The organism is Pedobacter changchengzhani (assembly GCF_004354365.1).
Classification (GTDB): Bacteria; Bacteroidota; Bacteroidia; order Sphingobacteriales; family Sphingobacteriaceae; genus Pedobacter; species Pedobacter changchengzhani.
In genome coordinates, this window is sequence record NZ_SJCY01000004.1 from 108876 (window position 1) to 129813 (window position 20938).

Sequence of the window (20938 nt, forward strand, 5' to 3'; positions counted from 1 at the left end):
TTTAGTCAAAATTACGACAAGCATTTCCCCTTAAATATTTTTAAACAAACAATTATTAAATAGATTTTTTTCTATCTTTGATATTTGATGAATTTCCTGTATCCGGGTTTCCTTTTTGCATTATTATCGGTTGCCATCCCGGTCATCATTCATTTATTCAATTTCCGGAAATTTAGAAAGATTTATTTTTCTAATGTTCAGCTTTTAAAAAAGGTAAAGCAACAAAATTCATCAACAGAGAAGCTCAAAAACTTACTCATTTTATGCTCGCGCATTTTAGCTATTGTATTTTTGGTTTTAGCTTTCGCGCAACCGTACATCCCCCAAAACAATCAAAAAGCCACATTTTTAAATAATATAGTTAGCGTTTACATCGATAATTCTTACAGCATGGAAGCGGTTAACAAAGATGGAAACCTGCTTGATGAATCCAAGAGGCGTGCTAAAGAAGTAATTAAGAGTTTCGGTATAAACGATCGCTTTCAAATTTTAACCAACAGTTTCGAAGGCAAACAACAGCGCTTACTCAATGCCGATGAGTTTCTGCAAGCTTTAGATGATGTGAAAATTTCGGGCACTAGTAGAACACTGCAACAAATTTTTAATCGTCAAGCAACTATTTTAACAGGTTCGACAAATAAATATAGTTTTATAATCTCCGATTTTCAAAAGAACATCAATCCAAATAAGAAATTAGAAACTCAGCCAGATATTCAATATTCTTTATTAAAATTAAATGCATCAAATTTGCCAAATGTGGGTATAGATAGCGTTTGGTCATTATCTCCAAATCATCAGCCGGGCATTACAGAAAAGTTTGTTGTTCAAATCAAAAATTATGGCGATCAGGAAGCGAAAAACATCCCGCTAAAATTAACAATCAACAACCAACAAAAGGCTCTAAGTCCGGTAAGTATCGCATCTGGAAAAAGCATTAAAGATACGCTAAGTTTCTCTGGCTTAAATTCAGGATGGCAAAAAGGCGCATTAACTATCAAAGATTTTCCAATAACTTTTGATGATACTTTGGCTTTTAGTTTTAAAGTTGATGAAAGTCTGTCTGTTTTATCAATAAACGGCAACGATGCTGGAAACTACATAAAAGCACTTTTTGGCGCTGATTCTTATTATAAGCTTGCTGAAAATACGGAGAACAACATCAGTTATGGCACTTTTGATAAGTATAAGTTAATTGTACTTAATGGATTGAAAAATCCTTCGAGTGGTTTGGCAGATCAATTAAAAAAATATTTGGAATCTGGCGGTACTTTGGCAATTTTCCCTAATGTTAATGCAGATATGCAAGTTTACAATGGTTTTTTAAAATCATTGTCTCTACCAATAATCGCCTCATTAATTACCACTGAAACAAAGGTTGATAAAATAGATTTACAGCATCCTGTGTTTAAAAGTGTTTTTCAAGAAATTCCGAAAAACATCGATTTGCCATTAATTAAACGGTATTTTTCTTTTTCAGACAACAATAACTCGAATAGGGAAAGTATTTTATCGTTTGCTGGTGGACAATCATTTTTTGCCAAATATAGCGTAGGCAGCGGAAATATTTATTTATGTGCAACGGATTTAAACGCCAGTGAAGGCAATTTTGCCCGGCACCCAATTTTTCTGCCGTTAATGTACCGTTTGGCTTTTAGTAGCTTGGCCGAGCAACCATTATACTATAATTTAGGTAACGATGTTGCTTTACAGTCTAACAAGATCAATTTAGCACAAAATCAAACGCTAAAGTTAGTTTCTAAAAATTTTGAAGCCATCCCTGAGGTTAGGCAAATGAATGGAAAAACTTATATTTATGTGGCCGATCAGTTAAAAAATGCAGGTTTTTATGATTTAAAGTTAAACGATTCATTGCTATCGGTTTATGCCTCAAATGTTGGCAGAACTGAATCTGATATGCATTATTTAAGTGAGAATGAGTTGGGTAATCTTACAGCAAAAAGCAATATAAAAATTTTCGATGCCGATAAGGATGCTGTGAAATTAATTTCGGGCACACATAAAATCAAACAAACATTATGGAAACTTTGCCTAATTTTGTCGCTGGTTTTTATAGCAACAGAAATTTTGCTGATCAAATTTTTTAATCAATCAAAAAAGTTAATATGAATCTACTCGTTAAAAACGTAACGATTATCGACCCTCAAAGCAAATTTAATACACAGCAATGTGATGTTAGGGTAGTTGATGGAAATATTGCAACTATTGGTAAACTTCAAGCCGAAAAGGATGAAACTATTTTTAATGGCGATGGCGCATTCTTATCGCCGGGTTTTTTCGATTTAAATTGTGTTGCTGGCGATCCTGGTTTTGAAACTAAGGAAGACATAGAAACGTTGACGGCAACGGCAGCTGCGGGCGGTTTTACAGGTTTAGCGTTGTTTCCGCAAACCAATCCTGTAGTTCAGTCAAAATCTCAAGTAGAATATATAGTTAACAAATCCAAAGGTAATTTGGTTGATGTTTTTCCTGTTGGCGCAATTAGCCAGAATAGAGAAGCGAAAGAATTGGCCGAGTTATTTGATATGAAAAATGCAGGAGCAGTTGCTTTCTCTGACGGCGATAAAGCGCTACAAGATGACGGTTTTATGAGCCGTGCTTTACAATATGCAAAAGGTTTTGATGCTTTATTAATGGTTTATCCCGAAAATAAATCCATCGCTGGCAAAGCCCAAATTAACGAAAGTAAAAATTCTGTTTTATTGGGAATGAAGGGTTTACCTAGTTTGGCAGAAGAAATGCACATTGCCCGCGATATATTTTTGGCTACTTATAACGAAACAAAAATCCACATCAGTAATATTTCTACAGCGGGTTCTGTTGCGTTAATCCGCAAAGCGAAAAAAGATGGCGTTCAAATTTCATGCGATGTTACCGCACACCACTTGGTTTTTACCGAAGATCTTTTAAATGATTTCGATAGCAATTATAAGGTTAAACCACCATTAAGAACCAAAAACGATATTAAAGCATTAATTGCCGGATTGAAAGATGGTACTATCGATGCCATAACTTCGCAACACCGTCCAGAAGAAATTGAGTTTAAAAATGTAGAATTTGAAATTGCACATTACGGCATTATCGCTTTACAAACCGTTTTACCTTTGTTGTTAAAAGCAGGCTTGGATGTAAACCTAATTGTAGAAAAATTAGCCGTAAACCCGCGTAAATTGTTAAATTTAAATGTTCCAGTAATAGAAGAAAGTGCTAAAGCCAATTTTTGTGTCTTTAATACCAACCAAAAATGGGATTATAATACAACTACTAATTTTTCTAGGTCGGCAAATAGTCCATTAATGGGGACAGCATTAACTGGAAAAGTAATTTTGACGTGTAATAATAAGAAGGTAAGTAGATATGAGGTATGAGATATGAGTGATGAGTTTTCAAGTGGCATAAAATAGGCTACAGCAAGATGTAAATAATTAAAAAAGATACCAAATAATAAGTGTCAGCGGCCAATTACCAATAAACAAAAAAGTTAAAATCAGAAGCACAAATGTTGAAGATAATCCCACGTCTTGATACTTGATACTAAATACTTGATACTAATAAAATAGAAAGTAAATAGTTATGAGATATGAGTGATGAGTGATGAGTTTTCAAGTGGCATAAGACAGGCTGTTGCAAGATGTAAATAATTAAAAAAGATACCAAATAAATAAGTGTCAGTTGCCAATTGCCAATAAACAAAAAAGTTAAAATCAGAAGCACAAATGTTGAACACAAGCCCACGTCTTGATACTTGATACTAATAAAATAGAAAGTAAATAGTTATGAGATATGAGTGATGAGTGATGAATTTTCAAGTGGCAGAACAACTAAAAAGATAACACATAGATAAGTAGCAATGGCCAATAAGCATTTACCAAAATGTTAAAATCAGAAGCACAAATGTTGAACACAAGCCCACGTCTTGATACTTGATACTAAATACTTGATACTAAATACTTAATACTAATAACATGGACAATAGAGTAAAAAAAGCGCTTAGCGCATCAATTAATAAATACATAGAAGTATCAACAATTAATCCAGAAGGTTTTGAGGCCGAATTGATTGCTACGTTTGAATTAGATTTGAATTTTTTAGAAAAAGTAAAAGCTTTTGATGAGGTTTTTGATTCAAATCCAAAATTTGAAGAGTTAAGAGAAGTATCGTTTGATTTATTAATGGTTAATTTCTTCAGTAGCGATGTTCAAAAACTAGAAGAAGACTATTTAGAGGGTGATGAATGGGCTAAAATAGAAGAAAAAACGATTGATAGAGGTACTGAACTTTTGAACTTATTGCTATACATCAAAGAATGTAAGGATGAAGACATTGATCCAGAATTGGGCGATTTTCTTAAAGAATTTTTATTGGTTGAAGATGATGAATTTCAAGATGAATTTGAGATTTATGAAGAATTAATCAGCAACCAGCAATTGGCAGAAAGTGGAATAGAAGAGCTTTGTAAAACTGCACCAACCTTAAATGTGAGTGAAGAAATGGAAGAACTTTTTGTTCCGTTCATGGCTTTCTTTTTCGATACCGAGGGAAGTGAATCAACTACCAAAGAATTAGCAAAATTTAGTGCAAATAAGTCTTTTGATGTTGCTGTTTACACATTAATTACACAAATTAATAATTAATTTACCCCCAATGGAAGAGCAAATTTTACCAGAACAACAAATAATACCCGAACAAAAGAAACCAAATTCATTGGCTTTTAAAGTTGCGATAATTTTTGCGATTTATACACTCGCCTTGGTTTATATTTTTAAACTTGCAGGGATCGATTCTACAAATCCAGATATGCCAATTGTAGAAAAAATTATTTCGATGGTGCTATCCTACGGAGTATTTATTTTGGCCATTTTGTACGCGCAATTAACGCATAAAAAAGAATTGGGCGGTTTTATTAGCTACGCTAGAGCTTTCTCTACGGGCTTTAAAGTGGCAGCTTATGCTGGGTTGTTTATCGGATTGTTATTTATTTTGTATTACAAAGTTTTAGATACAGCGGCATTAGATCACCTGATGAATGTAGCGATTGAAAAAGCTGGAGATAATGAACAACAGGTTAGAGGTGTAGAAATGATGCGTGGTTATATGTGGATTTTTACATCGTTCGGCGCAGCTATATTTTATACTATTTTTGGTTTAGTGGTAAGCGTTATTTCTGCTGCGGTAGTTAAAAAAGAACCTTCATTGTAATTCGGGTTTATCAATTTAAAATGCCTAATTTATATATCATTTCTGGATGTAACGGCGCTGGCAAAACCACCGCATCTTTTACGGTTCTGCCCGAAATGTTAAATTGTAGAGAGTTTGTTAATGCCGACGAAATTGCTCGGGGAATCTCTCCTTTTAATATCGAAAGTGTTGCCATTCAAGCTGGTAAAATTATGCTAAATAGGATTGACGAATTGCTGAAACAAAGAATCGATTTTGCAATTGAAACTACGCTAACGACAAAATCTTATCTAAATACAATAAAGAGGGCTAAAGAAGCCGGTTACAAGATCTCGCTTTTGTATTTTGGTTAAATGATGTCGAGCTTGCGATAGAACGTGTTAAAACAAGGGTTGCAGAAGGTGGTCATCATATTCCTGAAGATGTAATTAGGAGAAGATATTTTAAAGGGATAGAAAATTTAAAGTTATTCATAAATTAGTGTGATTTTTGGTTTGTGTTAGATAATTCAAAAGCAGAACTTAAATTTATTGCCGAAGGAAATGGCACTGAAATAACTATCTTTGAAAAAGAAATCTGGTCACAATTAAATTAACTAAATATGCAAGATAAGTCAACAAAACTTAAAGAACTTCATGAGAAGATAAGTTTAGGAATGGATTTAACTTTCAAGAAATTAGTTGCTTACAAAAAGAAAAATGATGGTTTTCTCGTATTTTCTGAACATGGAAAAATTGTAAAAGTAAGCGCTAAAGACTTAAAACTGTAAACAATAAGAAAATTTCAAACGTGCAGTTTTATCATTTAATTTGATGAAATTTGCACGTTTTTAAATACCACGTCATTGCGAACGAAGCGTGGGAATTGCGTAGGAGTGTGGCAATCTTTCAGATAGATTGCTTCGTCGTTCCTTCTCGCAATGACGATAACACTTGAAAAAAATGGATATATCAGTTGTAGTACCCTTATTTAATGAAGATGAATCTTTGCCAGAATTAACGGCATGGATTGCGCAGGTAATGAACGATCATAATTTCAGTTACGAAGTTATTTTGGTTGATGATGGGAGTACAGACAATTCTTGGGAAGTGATCGAATCGTTACGACTGCAGAATCCGGCTATAAAAGGAATTAAATTTAGGAGAAATTACGGTAAATCTGCAGCTTTAAATGTAGCCTTCGAAGCTACGCAAGGCGATGTTGTAATTACGATGGATGCGGATTTGCAAGATAGTCCTGACGAAATACCCGAATTATACCGCAGAATTAAAGAAGAGAAACTCGATTTAATCTCAGGTTGGAAAAAGAAACGTTACGATCCAATTACGAAAACCATTCCCACTAAATTATTTAACGCAGCCACTCGCAAAATGAGCGGCATAGAATTAAATGATTTTAACTGTGGCTTAAAAGCTTATAGAAGTGATGTTGTAAAAACCATCGAAGTTTACGGCGAAATGCATCGTTACATCCCTGTAATTGCAAAATGGGCAGGGTTTAACAAAATTGCCGAGCAGGTTGTAGAACATAGAGCACGTAAGTACGGCACAACCAAATTTGGTTTCAGTAGGTTTATAAATGGCTTTTTAGATTTACTATCGATATTCTTCGTAGGTAAATTTGGCAAACGCCCAATGCACTTTTTCGGTTCGTTAGGTGTGTTGAGTTTTATTATCGGTATGGTGATGTCGATTTATATGTTGATAGAAAAGCAATATTTAATTCATAGTGGATTAGAGTACAGAAATGTAACCGATCAACCCCTGTTTTATTTATCGTTAGTTGCAATTGTTGTGGGTTCTCAACTGTTTTTAGCTGGTTTCATCGCCGAACTTTTATCACGAAACGCACCAGAAAGAAATCAATATTTAATAGAAAAGCGGGTGTAAGGCAAAAGGTTTAAGGCGTAAGGTTCTTTGCGCCCAAACCTTCAACTTTCAACCTTTAACCTTAAACCTTTTCAAAATGTTTTTCTCTATAATAATTCCACTTTATAACCGGCCGCAAGAAATAGACGAGCTTTTAAATACCCTCGTGAACCAAACTTATTTACAGTTTGAGGTTTTGGTTATAGAAGATGGTTCTACAAATGATGCAAAGTCGATTGTTGATTCTTACGCTGATCAGCTCGATATAAAATATTTTTTTAAAGAAAATGCTGGTCAGGGTTTTGCCCGTAATTTTGGTTTTGAGCGGGCGAGAGGCGATTATTTTGTAATTTTTGATTCTGATTGTTTAATTCCTGCTGATTATTTAGAAACGGTAAAAAATTATTTGTACGAGCACCATTTAGATGCTTACGGCGGACCAGATGCTGCGCATGAAAGTTTTACAGCAATTCAAAAAGCCATAAGTTACGCCATGACGTCGCCTTTTACAACCGGTGGCATTCGTGGTAATAAAAAGCACGTAGGGCAATTTCATCCACGCAGTTTTAACATGGGCGTATCGCGCCAAGCCTGGGAAAAAGTTGGTGGTTTTATCCTAACCAGATTAGGCGAAGATATCGAATACAGCATCCGAATTCAAGAAAATGGCTTTAAAATCGGCTTAATCCCCGAGGCGAAAGTTTATCATAAAAGACGAACAAGTTTTGCCCAATTTTATAAACAACTGCATTTTTTTGGTAGGGCAAGGATTAATATTTACAAGCATTTTCCAAAAGAGCTAAAACTCATACATTTCTTCCCGGCTTTTGCTACTTTGGGTATGATAGGTACATTGGCAATGAATATAATTTATCCGCCTTTGGCCTATATTTTAGATTTTTTAGTTATAATGTACTTTATGTTGATATTTTTTCACTCTTGGTCGGTAAATAAGAGTTTAAAAGTTGCATTTTTGAGTATAATATCTTCATTCATCCAATTAACGGCTTACGGTTTAGGGTTTATGCAAGATTTTGTTAAACGAGTGATTTTTGCGACGAACTAAAAAACCAACCAACTAAATAACCAACCAACTAAAATAACCAATCAGCTAAAAAACTAAAATGATTAACTATTTAAAAGAGAGTACTTTTGCGGTAAAAGAGGTTGTAACAGATGCTTGGGTGGTTACCAGAGATAATTACGTCTCGATAGCAACATTGTGTTTTCTTATCTTTTTAACGGTATCCACATCAACTTTTATGGCCTTTTTTATGGGCGAGTTACACATCGGAATCCGTATTTTAATGTCGCTAATTTTTATAATGAGTTATTGCATTGTAGAACTTTGCTTAATTAAATATATTATCAGATTATTAGATGGCGGTAACCCGGATATTAAAATTATAGAAACCTTACCAACCCGACAAGAAATTGTTCGTTTTTTAATTGGCACGGTTTACTTTGGGGCGAGTATTTTTCTTGTGGGTGTTTTATTAATGCCTGTGCTTTATTTGTTAGATTTGGTTTTAAACTTTGCGGTAAGAGAAGGCTGGATCAATAACTTTACCGACGCCGGTAAAACCATTGTAAACGTTGCCGTGGCGATTGCAGCGTTGAGCATATTTTTTACCTTTATTAGAATTGTATTCTTTCCGTTTTTTATTATCGATAAGCACTGTTCTCCGTTCGAATCGCTGAAATTAAGTTTGGCAACCACAAGAGGTAATTTTGTTAAATTATTATTCATTTTTGTTGGTTTGGTGGTTGTACAGGCCTTAGTTTTTGGTTTCTTTTATGTAGTCGTAATGACAGGTTTTAGGCTAATCAATTTCTTTTTCGATTACGATATTAACCAATACATTTCCTTTATAGTTGTTGTATTCAGTTCCTTCGTAATTGTGCCTTTTACAACTGCATTTTTTGCGGTGGCTTATCGCAAGATTATGCACGAATATAAAGGCGATGAACACCCAGATATTTTACATAATATAGTTTAAACCCCTAAATCCCCTAAAGGGGACTTGTAGTAGTTGCATAAAATGACGAGAAATAAAACACTAAATATTAACGGAAGAAGGGAAAAGCCCCTTTAGGGGTTTGGGGTATTATGGGTTTGAAATCGATATTAAGTAAGCCATTCGCTAATTATGCAGTTTGGCAAATTAGTAAATGGAAAAATAATGCTGTTTCAGCTCAAGATAAAATCCTTCAAAATTTAATCGAAAGTGCTAAAGAAACCGCTTTCGGAAAAGACCATCACTTTACAGAAATTAAAAATTATACTGATTTTAAATCTTTTGTGCCCATTCGGGATTATGAAGGTTTAAAAAAGTATGTAGATCGAGTTGTTGCTGGCGAAGCCGATGTGCTCTGGAAAGGGAAACCACTTTATTTCGCCAAAACATCTGGCACAACTTCAGGCGTTAAATACATTCCGCTTTCTAAAGAATCAATGCCAGAGCATATTAAGGCCGCTCGAAACGCAATTCTTACCTATATTAACGAAACTGGTAAAGCCGATTTTGTTAATGGTAAAATGATTTTTCTGCAGGGTAGTCCTACGCTAAGCGTTAAAAATGGAATAAATATCGGGCGTTTATCCGGTATCGTTGCGCACCACGTTCCAAAATATCTCCAAAAAAACCGGTTGCCATCTTTAGAAACCAATATTATCGAAGATTGGGAAGAAAAAGTAGATGCCATTGTGGATGAAACCATACATGAAGACATGACTTTAATTTCTGGTATTCCGCCTTGGGTGCAGATGTATTTTGATAAACTTTCGGAAAAAAGTGGCGGCCAAAAGATTGCCGAAATTTTTAAAAACTTTAGTTTATTTATTTATGGCGGTGTAAATTTCGAACCTTATCGGGCAAAAATAGAGCAAAGTATTGGTCGTAAAATAGATTCGATAGAAACCTATCCCGCTTCCGAAGGTTTTATTGCTTATCAAGATTCTCAAAAAGATAAAGGTTTGTTGTTATTGGCCGATGCGGGAATATTTTACGAGTTTATCCCAGCGGATGAATACCACAATGATAAACCCACCAGATTATCGCTTGGCGAAATTGAATTAGATACAAATTATGCGCTTATTTTAAATACGAATGCTGGTTTGTGGGGATATAGCATTGGCGATACTGTAAAATTTGTATCCAAAAATCCATATAAAATTATCGTTACCGGACGCATAAAACACTTTATTTCTGCTTTTGGCGAGCATGTTATTGGCGAAGAAGTAGAACATGCATTATTAACTGTTGCAAATGCAGAAGGTGTAAAAATTACGGAATTTACGGTAGCACCACAGGTAAGTCCGAAGGAAGGTTTGCCCTACCACGAATGGTTTATAGAATTTTCTTCGCCACCAAAAAACATCACTTCTTTTAGTAAAAAAGTTGATGAGGCTTTACAAAAGAAAAATATTTACTATTTTGACCTTATTGAAGGTAATATTCTTAAACCTTTGGTAATACAAATTTTGCAAAAAGATGCGTTTGTGAATTATATGAAGAGTAAAGGTAAATTGGGCGGACAAAATAAAGTGCCGAGGTTGAGTAATGATAGGGATTTGGCAGATGATTTAGGGAGATATATTGTTTAGTCATCGCGTCATTGCGAGGAGGCACGACGCGGCAATCTTTTTTGGTTTTGTCCTAGCCAGACGGACTTTTTTTTTGACAACAAAAAGACCAGCGAAGCTAGCTTGAACACATTTAAAAAATAAGCACTAATGAAAACACAAAAGTGTCGGCTTAAAATTTTTATATTTAAGTCAGTACCTTGGCTTTGACAATGTGGCCCAAAAATTTGTTAGGACGATTTAAGTAGAACGAAGATGTACTACTTAGGCTTAGCTAGGTTGAAAAGCCTAGAGTTTAATGTAATGATTAAAAGGTTTGGCTTCAATAAGCATTTGAGTATTTGACGATTTTCTTTGGTAAAATAAACCCGATAGGAATGAAAATACTTTTAAAATGGCCTTTGAAAGTTACTAACTCTAATAGGCGCATGGCTAGTTAGAGTTAGTAACTTTGCCATTAAAAGATTGAAATGGAAAGCGGGACTTTCGTAACCGAGAAGCACTAAGCCTGCTTTTCAAATAAAAAAAATTCAATTTAAGTAGCGTAAATTTTAACAAGAAGAAAAAAAAACAATTGAACAATAAAACAATAAAACAATATAATACCATCATCATACTCGGCTCAACAGGAAGCATTGGTACACAGGCACTTGAAGTAATTAGAGATCATCCTAATCGTTTCAAAGTTTCCGTTCTGTCTGCACTTAAAAATGCAGAACTGCTAATTCAGCAAGCTATTGAGTTTAAGCCAGAAATGGTTGTAATTGGCGATGAAAGTAAATATTTGGAGGTTAAAAACGCTTTAGCATTGTATAATATTAAAGTTTTGGCTGGTGAAGAGGCTTTAAGTGAGGCTGCTGTTTATCCTAAGGGGAATATTGTATTGACTGCAATAATGGGTTCGGTTGGTTTAAAACCCACAATAGCTGCCATAAAAGCCGGCAAAGATATCGCCTTAGCCAATAAAGAAACGTTAGTTGTAGCTGGAGAATATATCACTGCCTTGGCTAAAGAATATCAAGTCAAGATTCTTCCGGTAGATTCCGAGCATTCAGCAATTTTTCAATGTTTGGTAGGAGAGGAGCAGAATGAAATCGAAAAGATTTATTTAACAGCCTCTGGCGGTCCTTTTTTAGGCAAGGATAAAAATTTTCTATCCTCCGTTAAAAAAGAGCAGGCCTTAAAGCATCCAAATTGGGTAATGGGTGCAAAAATTACGATCGATTCTGCATCGTTAATGAACAAAGGATTGGAAGTAATTGAAGCTAAATGGCTTTTTAATCTTGATGTAAATCAAATTGATGTGATTGTGCACCCTCAATCCATCGTTCATTCTTTGGTGCAGTTTACTGATGGATCGATGAAAGCGCAAATGGGTGTTCCGGATATGAAGCTGCCCATCCAATACGCGTTAAATCATCCCGATAGGTTAAAAAATAATTTTAAGCGGTTTAATTTTTTAGATTACCCAACTTTTACTTTTCAGCAGGCTGATAGCAAGACATTTAGGAACTTGGAATTGGCTTTCTCATCCTTGAAAAAAGGTGGCAATATGCCGTGTATTCTTAATGCTGCAAATGAAATTGTTGTAGAAGCATTTTTACAAGATAAAGTGGGTTTCTTGCAAATGAGCGATGTTATTGAATGCTGTATGGACGAAATTTCTTTCATTGAAAAGCCAGAATTAAACGATTATTTAGAAACTGACAAACATAGCCGTATCTTAGCGGCCGAATTAGTAACAAAAAGTATATTTTAACATCTAACATAAAATTTTATTAGAAAATATGAATGGATTGATTATGGCGGGGCAGTTGTTGCTCGGATTGTCTTTATTAGTGATTTTACACGAATTGGGGCATTTTTTGGCAGCAAGAGCATTTGGTATTAAAGTAGAAAAGTTTTATTTGTTTTTTGATGCATGGGGATTTAAGCTCTTCAGTTTTAAAAAAGGCGGGGTAGAATACGGTGTGGGATGGTTGCCTTTGGGTGGCTATGTTAAAATTGCGGGCATGATTGATGAGAGCATGGATACTGAGCAACTGGCTCAACCTGCACAACCTTGGGAGTTTCGCTCAAAACCTGCTTGGCAACGGTTAATTGTAATGCTAGGCGGTATTTTCGTAAATATTATTGTAGGTATTTTTATTTTTTGGATGCTTACTTTTAAATACGGACAAAACTATGTGGTTAACGATAAATTGGTTGACGGTATTTCTGTAGGGAGTATTGGGAAAGAAATTGGATTGCAAACAGGAGATCGGGTTTTAGCCATTAATGGTAAAAAACTGATCCGTTTTGATGATTTGCTAAGTACGAAAGTACTTTTTGGAGATGCACAACTTACAGTATTACGTGGTGAAAAAACATTGTATGTTGCCGTACCAGATACCATTTTAAATAAAATTACTAAAAACGATAAAGAAAGTTTTATTGCGCCAAGGTTTAGAATGGGTAGCATACGCGAAATTAGTGTGCCTGATGAAAAAGCAGATGCTCCTTCGTTTATGGATAAATTATTGAAACGTAAAAAGGAGAAGCCAGTTTACCCGGCTTTTAATGCAGGGATAAAACCAAAAGATAGTGTGTTATCAGTTAATGGTACACCTATTGTGTTTTTCGATCAGTTTAAAGGAGAAATATCTAAAAATGCCAATAAAGAAGTTAGTATTCATGCGTTAAGAAATGGACAGCCGATTGATTTTAATTTAAAGGTAAATAGCAACGGAACCATTGGTGTAATCCCTAATTTTAATTCGTTGGCTACAGCACATGTAAACTTTGGTTTTTTCGAATCGTTACCCGAAGGTTCTAAAATGGCGTATAATAGCTTTTTAGATAATGCGAAAGGGATTAGTAAGATGATTACAGGCAAGTTAAGTGCCCGTAACATTAGCAGTCCGGTGGGTATTGCACAAGCCTATGGCGGCACTTTCGATTGGGTTAAATTTTGGACTTTAACAGGTTTAATTTCGATGGCATTGGCATTTATGAATTTATTGCCTATACCAGGTTTAGACGGTGGTCACGTTGTGTTTTTATTAATAGAAATGGTGCAACGCAAGCCAGTTAGCGAAAAGGTATTGGAAAAAGCGCAAATTGTTGGTTTTGTAATTTTAATCAGCTTAATGGTTTATGCTTTCGGAAATGATATTTTTAAGGCATTTGGGAAGTAGTTGTTGAGGACGAGGTTGAGGTTGAGGTTGAGATTGAGGTTGAGACTGAGGTTGAGGCTGAGGATGAGGATGAGATTCAAAGAAGTAGGTAAAATAAATTAGACTTAATCTTTTTAAACTGGCATAGCTTGGCCTCAACCTTATACTATTTACATGTTTAACCTAAGCCTTAACCTTATGGCAAAATTACCGACTTAGCCTCGATCTCAGCCTTAACCTTATAGCAAAATTACCGGCTCAGCCTCAACCTTAACCTTATAACACAATTACCGGCTCAACCTTAACCTTATAACACAACTTTACAGGCTCAACCTTAACCTCAGCCTCAACCTTAAAATATGAATTACTTCGAGTTTTACGAATTGCCACTTCAATTTCACCCTGATTTAAACGTGGTTAAGTCTAAGTTCTACGCATTTAGCAAAAAATTCCATCCCGATTTTTATGCCAATGAAAGTGAAGAGAAACAGCAGGAGGTTTTGGATTTATCTACGTTAAATAATAAGGCTTATCAAACGCTAAGTAATCCTGCTAAGTTATTGAAGTACGTTCTGGAGTTGAAAGGCGTTGTGCAAACTGATGAGCATTATCAATTGCCACAAACGTTTTTAATGGAAATGATGGATGTAAACGAAGCGTTAATGGATATGGAGTTTGAGCCCGATGCTTCCAAATTATTAACTGTACAAGCCGAAGTTGATGCCATTGAGGAGAAGCTATTTGGCGAGCTTAAAAATTTAACAGACTTGTTCGATCAAACTGGTGGAAATGAAAATACCTTGTTGGCTATTAAAGATCTTTTTTACCGTCAGAAGTACCTAAATAGAATAAGAGAGCGGTTGCCGAAGGGTTAATTTCTATATCTCGAGGATCGTATGTTAATTACCTTTACTGGCGCTTTAAATCACTATGCGATTTCTGTTTCAACTTTTGTTTTTCTACTTGTATTTTGTATTTCCCTGGCAAAATTTTAAATCAATTTGACACGCCTTTAAATTCTTATGTGCGTTTCGCTCAACTCAAAAACAGTTTACTGTCAAAGTTTATTAACTTATTTGATAAGCAAGAGTTAACTCCTATTTTCGAGAAATTTAGTTGATCTTATGAATTCTACACTTTCCATATTTAGAAAAATTGCCGTTGCTGAAGGTATCTCTTATCTTCTGTTATTATTTGTTGCCATGCCTTTAAAATATTTTGCAGGCTTACCATTGGCGGTTAAATATACAGGTTGGGCACATGGATTGCTATTTGTACTGTATGCGGTTTTTTTAATTATGGCTTGGCAAGAGCAGAAATGGAAATTTGGAAAAGCGGTACTGATATTTTTAGCATCTTTGTTACCTTTTGCTCCGTTTGTGGTAGATCGGAAATTGAAAGATGAACGCGCAGTGATTGCGAATTCAGCGGCTTAAAAGGTTGAAAAAATATTTCAAATGTATTTGAAAATAATGTTGTGATTTAGGATTGTGTTGCATACATTTGCAACCCGTTACAATAACAATGCCCAGTTGGCGGAATTGGTAGACGCGCTGGTCTCAAACACCAGTGGGAGACCGTGCCGGTTCGACTCCGGCACTGGGTACAGCTAAAGCCTCAGAGAAATCTGAGGCTTTTTGCTTTTAAATTATTGCGTCAGTGTATATTTTATATTCTTTAGAACTCAACAAATTCTACATTGGAAGTTGCATTGATTTTGCTGAGCGCTTATAGCAACATGAAAGTAAATTTTTTTCAAATAATTTCTTAAAAGTTCATAATCTATCTGCAATTTTAAGATTAGAGAAATTTGTTATAATTCATTTGCCTAAAGTATATTGCTTTATCATCACTGTATGTTAGTAATCTCCGGTAATTAAGTCTTAGTAAACAAAGGAAGCTTCTCAATAACCCTTATTCTTTTCTTTCCAATTGGAATTTTTTTAGTTTTGCAACGTTATAACATATATATGCATTTTAAATTTTTAAAAAACTTATAAATCATGAAAAAATTTCTTTTATATTTCTCCGTTGTAGGTCTGTTATTATCATCCTGTTCGAAGGTAGATCTCAAGTCTGATGGGTCAAATGGAGAATCTGGTGTCGCACCAAAGAATATTCCTACTGGAACTACATCTGTTACCGGTAATGGCGATGTAGTTACTGTTAACCGGACGGTTGGAGATTTTGATTCTATTGATTACACTGGAATCGGTTCCTTAATTTTTGTGCAAGGGAATGAAACTTATACTAGAGTGGAAGCGGAATCCAACATTGAACCACTTATTAAGACTGAATTAATAAATAGAACCTTAAAAATTACTTTTAAATCAAATACTTCTATCTCTACTACGAAGCCTATAAAAATATATTCAGGCTCCCCTTCTATTAATAGTTTAACTTTAAATGGTACTAATTCCTTATTTAGTAATACTATAAATACTCCATCGTTAACTACTAATATTACGGCCGGTTCAAAGCTTGATTTAAGTGGTTCGGCAACGAAATTATTTTCTACTTTAGCGGGTACATCTAATCAACAAACTGTTGATCTTGTTGCTGATGAGGTCACTGTTAACGCAACTGGAACAAGCAAAGGCTATGTAAATGCTTCTAAAAAACTTAATGTTAATTTAGATGGTGTTGTGAAACTCTATTATAAGGGCAAACCTGTTATTACCTCTTCAATTTCATTTACTAGTAATCTTATTAAATTATAAACAAGATCATTTAATATTATTTAAGAAGAGGCTTTCTCAAAATAGGAGAAAGCCTCTTTTCTATTAATATGCAGCCCATTTTCAAAGATATGTCTGGGTCACGGAGGCATTTTAGTGTATCGTTAAAAATTGAATATCCACAAACAATTATTATTGGATGTAATTTTACGTAAAACAGTATGTTTTGCCGAGAAGTTGGTTATTGTATTGAAGGGTATCATTACAAAAGAAGTCGTTTAAATCCTCATTGCCACAATCAAATGCTTCGCAATTTGCTAAAACCTCTTGGTCGAGGTTTTGGAAAGTACAGGCGTCTAATAACAATGCACTATTATTTAAGCTTTGCTTTAGCCAATATTTTTGATGCTACAGCAGTTTGTTGAGAAAAATTAACCGTTGCTTTTTTAGACACAGTAGCTTCTGCTTTTTTTACAAAATCGCCAGCTACCTTACTCCTAAGAACCGGAATTGATTTAATTGCTAATGCCATTGATAATTTTATTTAACTGCAAAGGTAAGGATTTAGAATTGATAAACAATAAACTCTAATCTAATACATTTAGCAAGTGAAAAATTAAATGCAAATGAAGATATAAGTTAATTGAACTGTAGTGAACCATTTCCGCTATTTAAAATATTATATACGCTTATCTTCATCGTGAATTGATTGTAAAATGTTAAAACACTTGATTTAGATTCTTGATAAATTACTTATAGTTTTTCAGCGCCTTGCATTAACTGATTTCCAGTTACAATTGGCAAAAGTATATTTTCTATACAAGTTTTTGAGCAATCGCATCAGCTGCTTTATTTACTACGGTAGGTATTTGGTAAATTGGCTCACCTATTACCAACGAAATTTTAGTTAACGTTTGCTGCGTAAAGTTATGCCCGCCACTAAGCCACTTACTTATTTCAGATTCTCTCTTCTGTAATTTTTGTGCAAGTTGCTTTTGCGAAATTTTATGTGCTTCTAAAAGGTGCGCAATCCGATTTGCCAATGCAAACGAATTATCTATTTGAGCTTGTTCCTCTATTGTTAAACCTTTTCTTAGGCTTTGCATTAATGGATTTTTAAGCATGTTTTTTAGAAATTTTATGTAATGTAAAATTTAGGTTTTTCTGTTAGGTTTTGAACAAGCATTCTATTTGGCCACGCAATTTTTCTTAAAATACGATCTAATTGATATACTTGCCGAATACTACTTTTTTGAATTGAATGTAAAAAATTTAACTCATTAAACAGCTAAACTTACTGGCATTTCACGGTAGATTTTACCATCTAACTGGCAACCACCTTTTGCATGTTTTGGATGATCCGGAAGTATGGTTGGGTCTAATTGATTAACATTAAATTTAGGTTTACCCCATTGCTTAAAGAAAAAGGGTACGTTGCTTTCTAAACACTTGTCTTTAACATAATCAATCCATTTTTTTTCCACTGGTCTAGCTTTATGGCCGGACTCACCACCTACAATAACCCAGTTAATATGCTTAAGATTTAGCGTTTTAACTTCACCTATTAATGGTTCTATGGACAAAAATTTTACGGCTGCACTTGTTAGTGATAAATCGTCTATCCTAAAACTAAACTCTTCATTCTCGACAGAAACACCCATCCAAATATTTTGAGTCCAATTTAACTGGCCAGATAATTCTCGTACTCTTTCTGAACGCTTAGTTAACACCTGATAAATATGCTGAGGTGTTTGGTTCATTACAGCAAAAACAGCTTTTATAAATTCTGTTGGTACTTCTGGATGAAATAAATCGCTCATAGAGTTTACAAAAATCACTTTCGGCTTACGCCAAGTAAAAGGCGTGTTAAGCGTATCTGGATGCGTTTTAACATTTTTAAAACCATCTTTATATTTGTCCACGCCCATTGCCTTTAAACGTCTGGTCATGGTTTCGGCATAACAAAACTTGCAGCCAGGGCTTATCTTACTGCAACCGGTAACTGGGTTCCAAGTTAATTCTGTCCATTCTATTGTTGATGTGGCCATTATTCTTTATATTTTGGTTTGATGACATCATTAGCAATTTGCAAAGCCGAACTATTATTTGTGGCCATCATAAAATGATACATAATTGAATTAGTTTTATTTCTCATAATAAACGGCTCAGATACAAATTTAAAAACAGTATTTAAGCGCTGTTTATATAATTCTCCAGCTTTTATTACCGTACTTTTTTCTTTATTTACGAGAGTTTCTTCCCCAAATAACGTATTAACAATTTGTGTTTTATAAAAATGATTTCTTATTTCTTCCCTACCTAATCCTAAAAACTTTTCCAATTTCAAAAGCCAAGCTTCTGAAATCTCACCATTATTTTTTAATAATCTGTTTATTCCCAAACCAGTTGGAACCAATATCCATAAATCAATTCCCAAACCTTTTAGTTTACTAATTGAATCCCAATTTACAGACATACCGTAAGGATCAATAAATCCTAAAGCCCTAAAGCTTTTATTTCTTGTAAGGAAATTAGCCATAGCAACCAACTTAACATTACAATCTTCACAAACTACATGTGCATTCTTTTCCTTATCAGGATAATTAGTTTTGATATTATTTTCTAGGGCTATTTTTATTTTTTCATCCTTCTCTACAAAATAATACGTATCAAATGGTTTTGGCTCTAATATATCTAAAATCCTGAGAGAAGTTCCTTTAACAACATCCTCTCTACCGTCAACTTCTATAAGACCAGATCCCGCAAACCCGTCAAAATAAATAGTTTTTGCCCAAGCCTGCTTACTCATAATTACCAAATATGCTTTAGCATATGCAACAATTATTTCCATTTTGGCTTCCGTCCAGTTTCCACCGAAAGTATTTTTCATAATCTAAATTACTAATTTTTTTAGTAAATATACAATTTTTATATATTTTCCTCCCTAACCTCCAAAGCCTCTTTTAGCACCTGTTGCAACAATTGCTCATTTTGTAATTGGCTTTGTTTTATACTGGTTTCTAAATCATCGCAAGTTTTCATTAAATTATCTAATTTGGAAACGATTTGGGTTTGCATGGATAATGGTGGAAATGGTATTTGAAATGACCTAATTCTCCCTAAGTTAAAATTACCAGCAGAACCTCCTTTACTTCATATATTTCCTTTCGCATATCTAATACCGTAGGAAGAATTGAATACATAAGCCAAATAATTTGAATTGATAAATTTTTTAAATAATTGAATTAAAGCTACACTTACATAAATACAAAAGTCTAAATTTCGATCAATTACCACAGTTTCTCCAATCCCTGCTCCAACACGTTCAACATTGGGTAAGTTTATTCCATCCGGCATTTTCAATCGCGGGCGAAATAAATTTTGTACAGATGTCGCGTTCAGAGAGTAGCTTTTTAGACATAGCGTTAGTTATTTTCCGAATTTAGAGATTTTAACTGAATAACTGTAAACATATAAGCTTAAAATTAAGTGGTTTTTTTGATGCAAATTAGTTAAAATTATCTTTTTTTAGGTTACGGGAAACCGTAGTGTGTGGATTGTTCAAAACGTCCATTTCATTTTAGCTTCCCAAAAACCGATAATTCTCCCTTCAAACAATCAATATTGATGATAACTATCATCTCGATCTGTGTCGTAAATCAGTGCAGGTTAAATCATATTTAGCGATATTACAATATTAAACTATTGTTGTTCTCCCTATTTCTACTGAGAAAAAATACCAAACCAATCAGTGATATTGTGGAAGCTAAACAAATAACATTATGGAAATTAAAACGTATTCTAAAGTCTATCGAATTGTACATTGGGCAATTGCCATTTCATTTTTGCTGTTATTGGTTACAATTTTTTTGCGCTTAACGTGGATGAATAAAAATAATATGGCTGTGATTATACAAGATTTTCTACCGGATACGGGGCAGAAGTTATCTCAGGAACAGGCCATTGCGTTGGCAAAAAAAATAAGACAACCGATGTGGGATTGGCATATCTACATTGGCTATGTATTGCTTGGTTTGTTTAGTATTCGATTTATCCTTCCCGCTTTTGGAAAAATGAACATTCAAAGTCCTTTTCTTCAAAAACAATCGTTTAAAGTAAAATTTCAGAAATGGACATACCTTATTTTTTATGCTTGTGTTATTGTTTCGCTTACTACAGGAATGATGGTAATGTTTGGCCCGAAACTATTACAAAAGCCGATGGAAGAAATTCATGTGCTTGGCATTTACTATTTATTAGGGTTTATAGCAATCCATTTGGGAGGTGTATTAATAGCAGAATTTACCACACAAAAAGGAATTATATCGAGAATAATAAGTGGCTCGAGAGAATAATCAAAAAAGCAGAATTAAATTTTTAGCCATTTTAATTAGCTTGTAATCAGTATTTTATTTGCGAAATATATTTCAAGTGACCGTAATTTTTATCTATTCA

21 protein-coding genes, 1 tRNA gene and 1 pseudogene are annotated in these 20938 nt (G+C 34.3%); 17 read left to right on the forward strand and 6 right to left on the reverse strand.

Translation table 11 applies throughout. From position 1 onward, the window contains the following. Positions 1-87: 87 nt before the first annotated feature. From EZJ43_RS07570 to EZJ43_RS07640, 16 genes are all read left to right on the forward strand, one after another. Positions 88-2127 (forward strand): BatA domain-containing protein, encoded by a 2040-nt coding sequence (locus EZJ43_RS07570; protein WP_133262101.1) that lies wholly within the window; start codon positions 88-90, stop codon positions 2125-2127. Next, positions 2124-3386, forward strand: a complete 1263-nt coding sequence (locus tag EZJ43_RS07575; protein ID WP_133262102.1) for a dihydroorotase — start codon at positions 2124-2126, stop codon at positions 3384-3386. Before EZJ43_RS07570 ends, EZJ43_RS07575 begins: the two co-directional genes overlap by 4 nt. Before the next feature lie 597 nt (positions 3387-3983). Beyond that, the gene (locus tag EZJ43_RS07580) at positions 3984-4652 is read left to right on the forward strand and encodes a hypothetical protein (RefSeq protein ID WP_133262103.1); all 669 of its coding nucleotides are present in this window, start codon (positions 3984-3986) and stop codon (positions 4650-4652) included. A 10-nt stretch (positions 4653-4662) separates the two neighbouring features. Continuing rightward, complete coding sequence (locus EZJ43_RS07585) at positions 4663-5217, forward strand: DUF4199 domain-containing protein (RefSeq protein WP_133262104.1); 555 nt, start codon at positions 4663-4665, stop codon at positions 5215-5217. Between the two features lie 20 nt (positions 5218-5237). After that, entirely contained in the window at positions 5238-5549 is a 312-nt protein-coding gene (locus EZJ43_RS17490) for a zeta toxin family protein (protein ID WP_243718060.1), read from the forward strand. 248 nt (positions 5550-5797) lie between these two features. Continuing rightward, the gene (locus EZJ43_RS17070; protein WP_165953104.1) at positions 5798-5965 is read left to right on the forward strand and encodes a hypothetical protein; all 168 of its coding nucleotides are present in this window, start codon (positions 5798-5800) and stop codon (positions 5963-5965) included. 172 nt (positions 5966-6137) lie between these two features. Beyond that, entirely contained in the window at positions 6138-7085 is a 948-nt protein-coding gene (locus EZJ43_RS07595) for a glycosyltransferase family 2 protein (RefSeq protein WP_133262105.1), read from the forward strand. Positions 7086-7161: 76 nt separating this feature from the next. Then, positions 7162-8130 carry a glycosyltransferase gene (locus EZJ43_RS07600; RefSeq protein ID WP_133262106.1) on the forward strand — a complete coding sequence of 323 codons (969 nt, stop codon included), beginning with the start codon at positions 7162-7164 and terminating at the stop codon, positions 8128-8130. Positions 8131-8188: 58 nt separating this feature from the next. Continuing rightward, entirely contained in the window at positions 8189-9064 is an 876-nt protein-coding gene (locus EZJ43_RS07605; protein WP_133262107.1) for a hypothetical protein, read from the forward strand. Positions 9065-9174: 110 nt separating this feature from the next. Next, positions 9175-10671 (forward strand): GH3 auxin-responsive promoter family protein, encoded by a 1497-nt coding sequence (locus EZJ43_RS07610; RefSeq protein WP_133262108.1) that lies wholly within the window; start codon positions 9175-9177, stop codon positions 10669-10671. 553 nt (positions 10672-11224) lie between these two features. After that, positions 11225-12409, forward strand: coding sequence for a 1-deoxy-D-xylulose-5-phosphate reductoisomerase (locus EZJ43_RS07615; protein WP_243718061.1), 1185 nt, complete (start codon positions 11225-11227; stop codon positions 12407-12409). A 28-nt stretch (positions 12410-12437) separates the two neighbouring features. Further along, positions 12438-13826, forward strand: coding sequence for an RIP metalloprotease RseP (rseP, locus tag EZJ43_RS07620; protein WP_133262109.1), 1389 nt, complete (start codon positions 12438-12440; stop codon positions 13824-13826). Between the two features lie 338 nt (positions 13827-14164). Further along, positions 14165-14680, forward strand: coding sequence for an iron-sulfur cluster co-chaperone HscB C-terminal domain-containing protein (locus EZJ43_RS07625; RefSeq protein WP_133262110.1), 516 nt, complete (start codon positions 14165-14167; stop codon positions 14678-14680). Positions 14681-14929: 249 nt separating this feature from the next. Beyond that, a complete protein-coding gene (locus EZJ43_RS07630; protein ID WP_133262111.1) occupies positions 14930-15241 on the forward strand; it encodes a DUF3817 domain-containing protein in 312 nt (103 codons plus the stop codon). Between the two features lie 90 nt (positions 15242-15331). After that, positions 15332-15411: transfer RNA gene (locus tag EZJ43_RS07635), tRNA-Leu, on the forward strand. A 397-nt stretch (positions 15412-15808) separates the two neighbouring features. Beyond that, positions 15809-16525 carry a GIN domain-containing protein gene (locus EZJ43_RS07640; protein WP_133262112.1) on the forward strand — a complete coding sequence of 239 codons (717 nt, stop codon included), beginning with the start codon at positions 15809-15811 and terminating at the stop codon, positions 16523-16525. A gap of 331 nt (positions 16526-16856) precedes the next feature. Here EZJ43_RS07640 and EZJ43_RS17075 read toward each other — a convergent pair whose 3' ends face one another. The 6 genes and pseudogenes from EZJ43_RS17075 to EZJ43_RS07665 form a co-directional block, all read right to left on the reverse strand. Beyond that, the gene (locus tag EZJ43_RS17075; RefSeq protein WP_165953105.1) at positions 16857-17015 is read right to left on the reverse strand and encodes a hypothetical protein; all 159 of its coding nucleotides are present in this window, start codon (positions 17013-17015) and stop codon (positions 16857-16859) included. Positions 17016-17298: 283 nt separating this feature from the next. Next, positions 17299-17607 (reverse strand): helix-turn-helix domain-containing protein, encoded by a 309-nt coding sequence (locus EZJ43_RS07645; protein ID WP_207924588.1) that lies wholly within the window; start codon positions 17605-17607, stop codon positions 17299-17301. 156 nt (positions 17608-17763) lie between these two features. Beyond that, on the reverse strand, positions 17764-18531 hold the full coding sequence (locus EZJ43_RS07650; protein ID WP_133262114.1) for a DUF5131 family protein: 768 nt from the start codon (positions 18529-18531) through the stop codon (positions 17764-17766). Continuing rightward, on the reverse strand, positions 18531-19373 hold the full coding sequence (gene tcmP, locus EZJ43_RS07655; RefSeq protein WP_133262115.1) for a three-Cys-motif partner protein TcmP: 843 nt from the start codon (positions 19371-19373) through the stop codon (positions 18531-18533). Before tcmP ends, EZJ43_RS07650 begins: the two co-directional genes overlap by 1 nt. A gap of 38 nt (positions 19374-19411) precedes the next feature. Continuing rightward, positions 19412-19621: pseudogene (locus tag EZJ43_RS07660) on the reverse strand (restriction endonuclease subunit S); the annotation flags it as partial. A gap of 15 nt (positions 19622-19636) precedes the next feature. After that, positions 19637-19840, reverse strand: coding sequence for a restriction endonuclease subunit S domain-containing protein (locus EZJ43_RS07665; RefSeq protein WP_133262117.1), 204 nt, complete (start codon positions 19838-19840; stop codon positions 19637-19639). Positions 19841-20265: 425 nt separating this feature from the next. Here EZJ43_RS07665 and EZJ43_RS07670 point away from each other — a divergent pair, with 425 nt between their 5' ends. Continuing rightward, on the forward strand, positions 20266-20838 hold the full coding sequence (locus EZJ43_RS07670) for a cytochrome b/b6 domain-containing protein (RefSeq protein ID WP_133262118.1): 573 nt from the start codon (positions 20266-20268) through the stop codon (positions 20836-20838). The last annotated feature ends 100 nt before the right edge of the window (positions 20839-20938 follow it).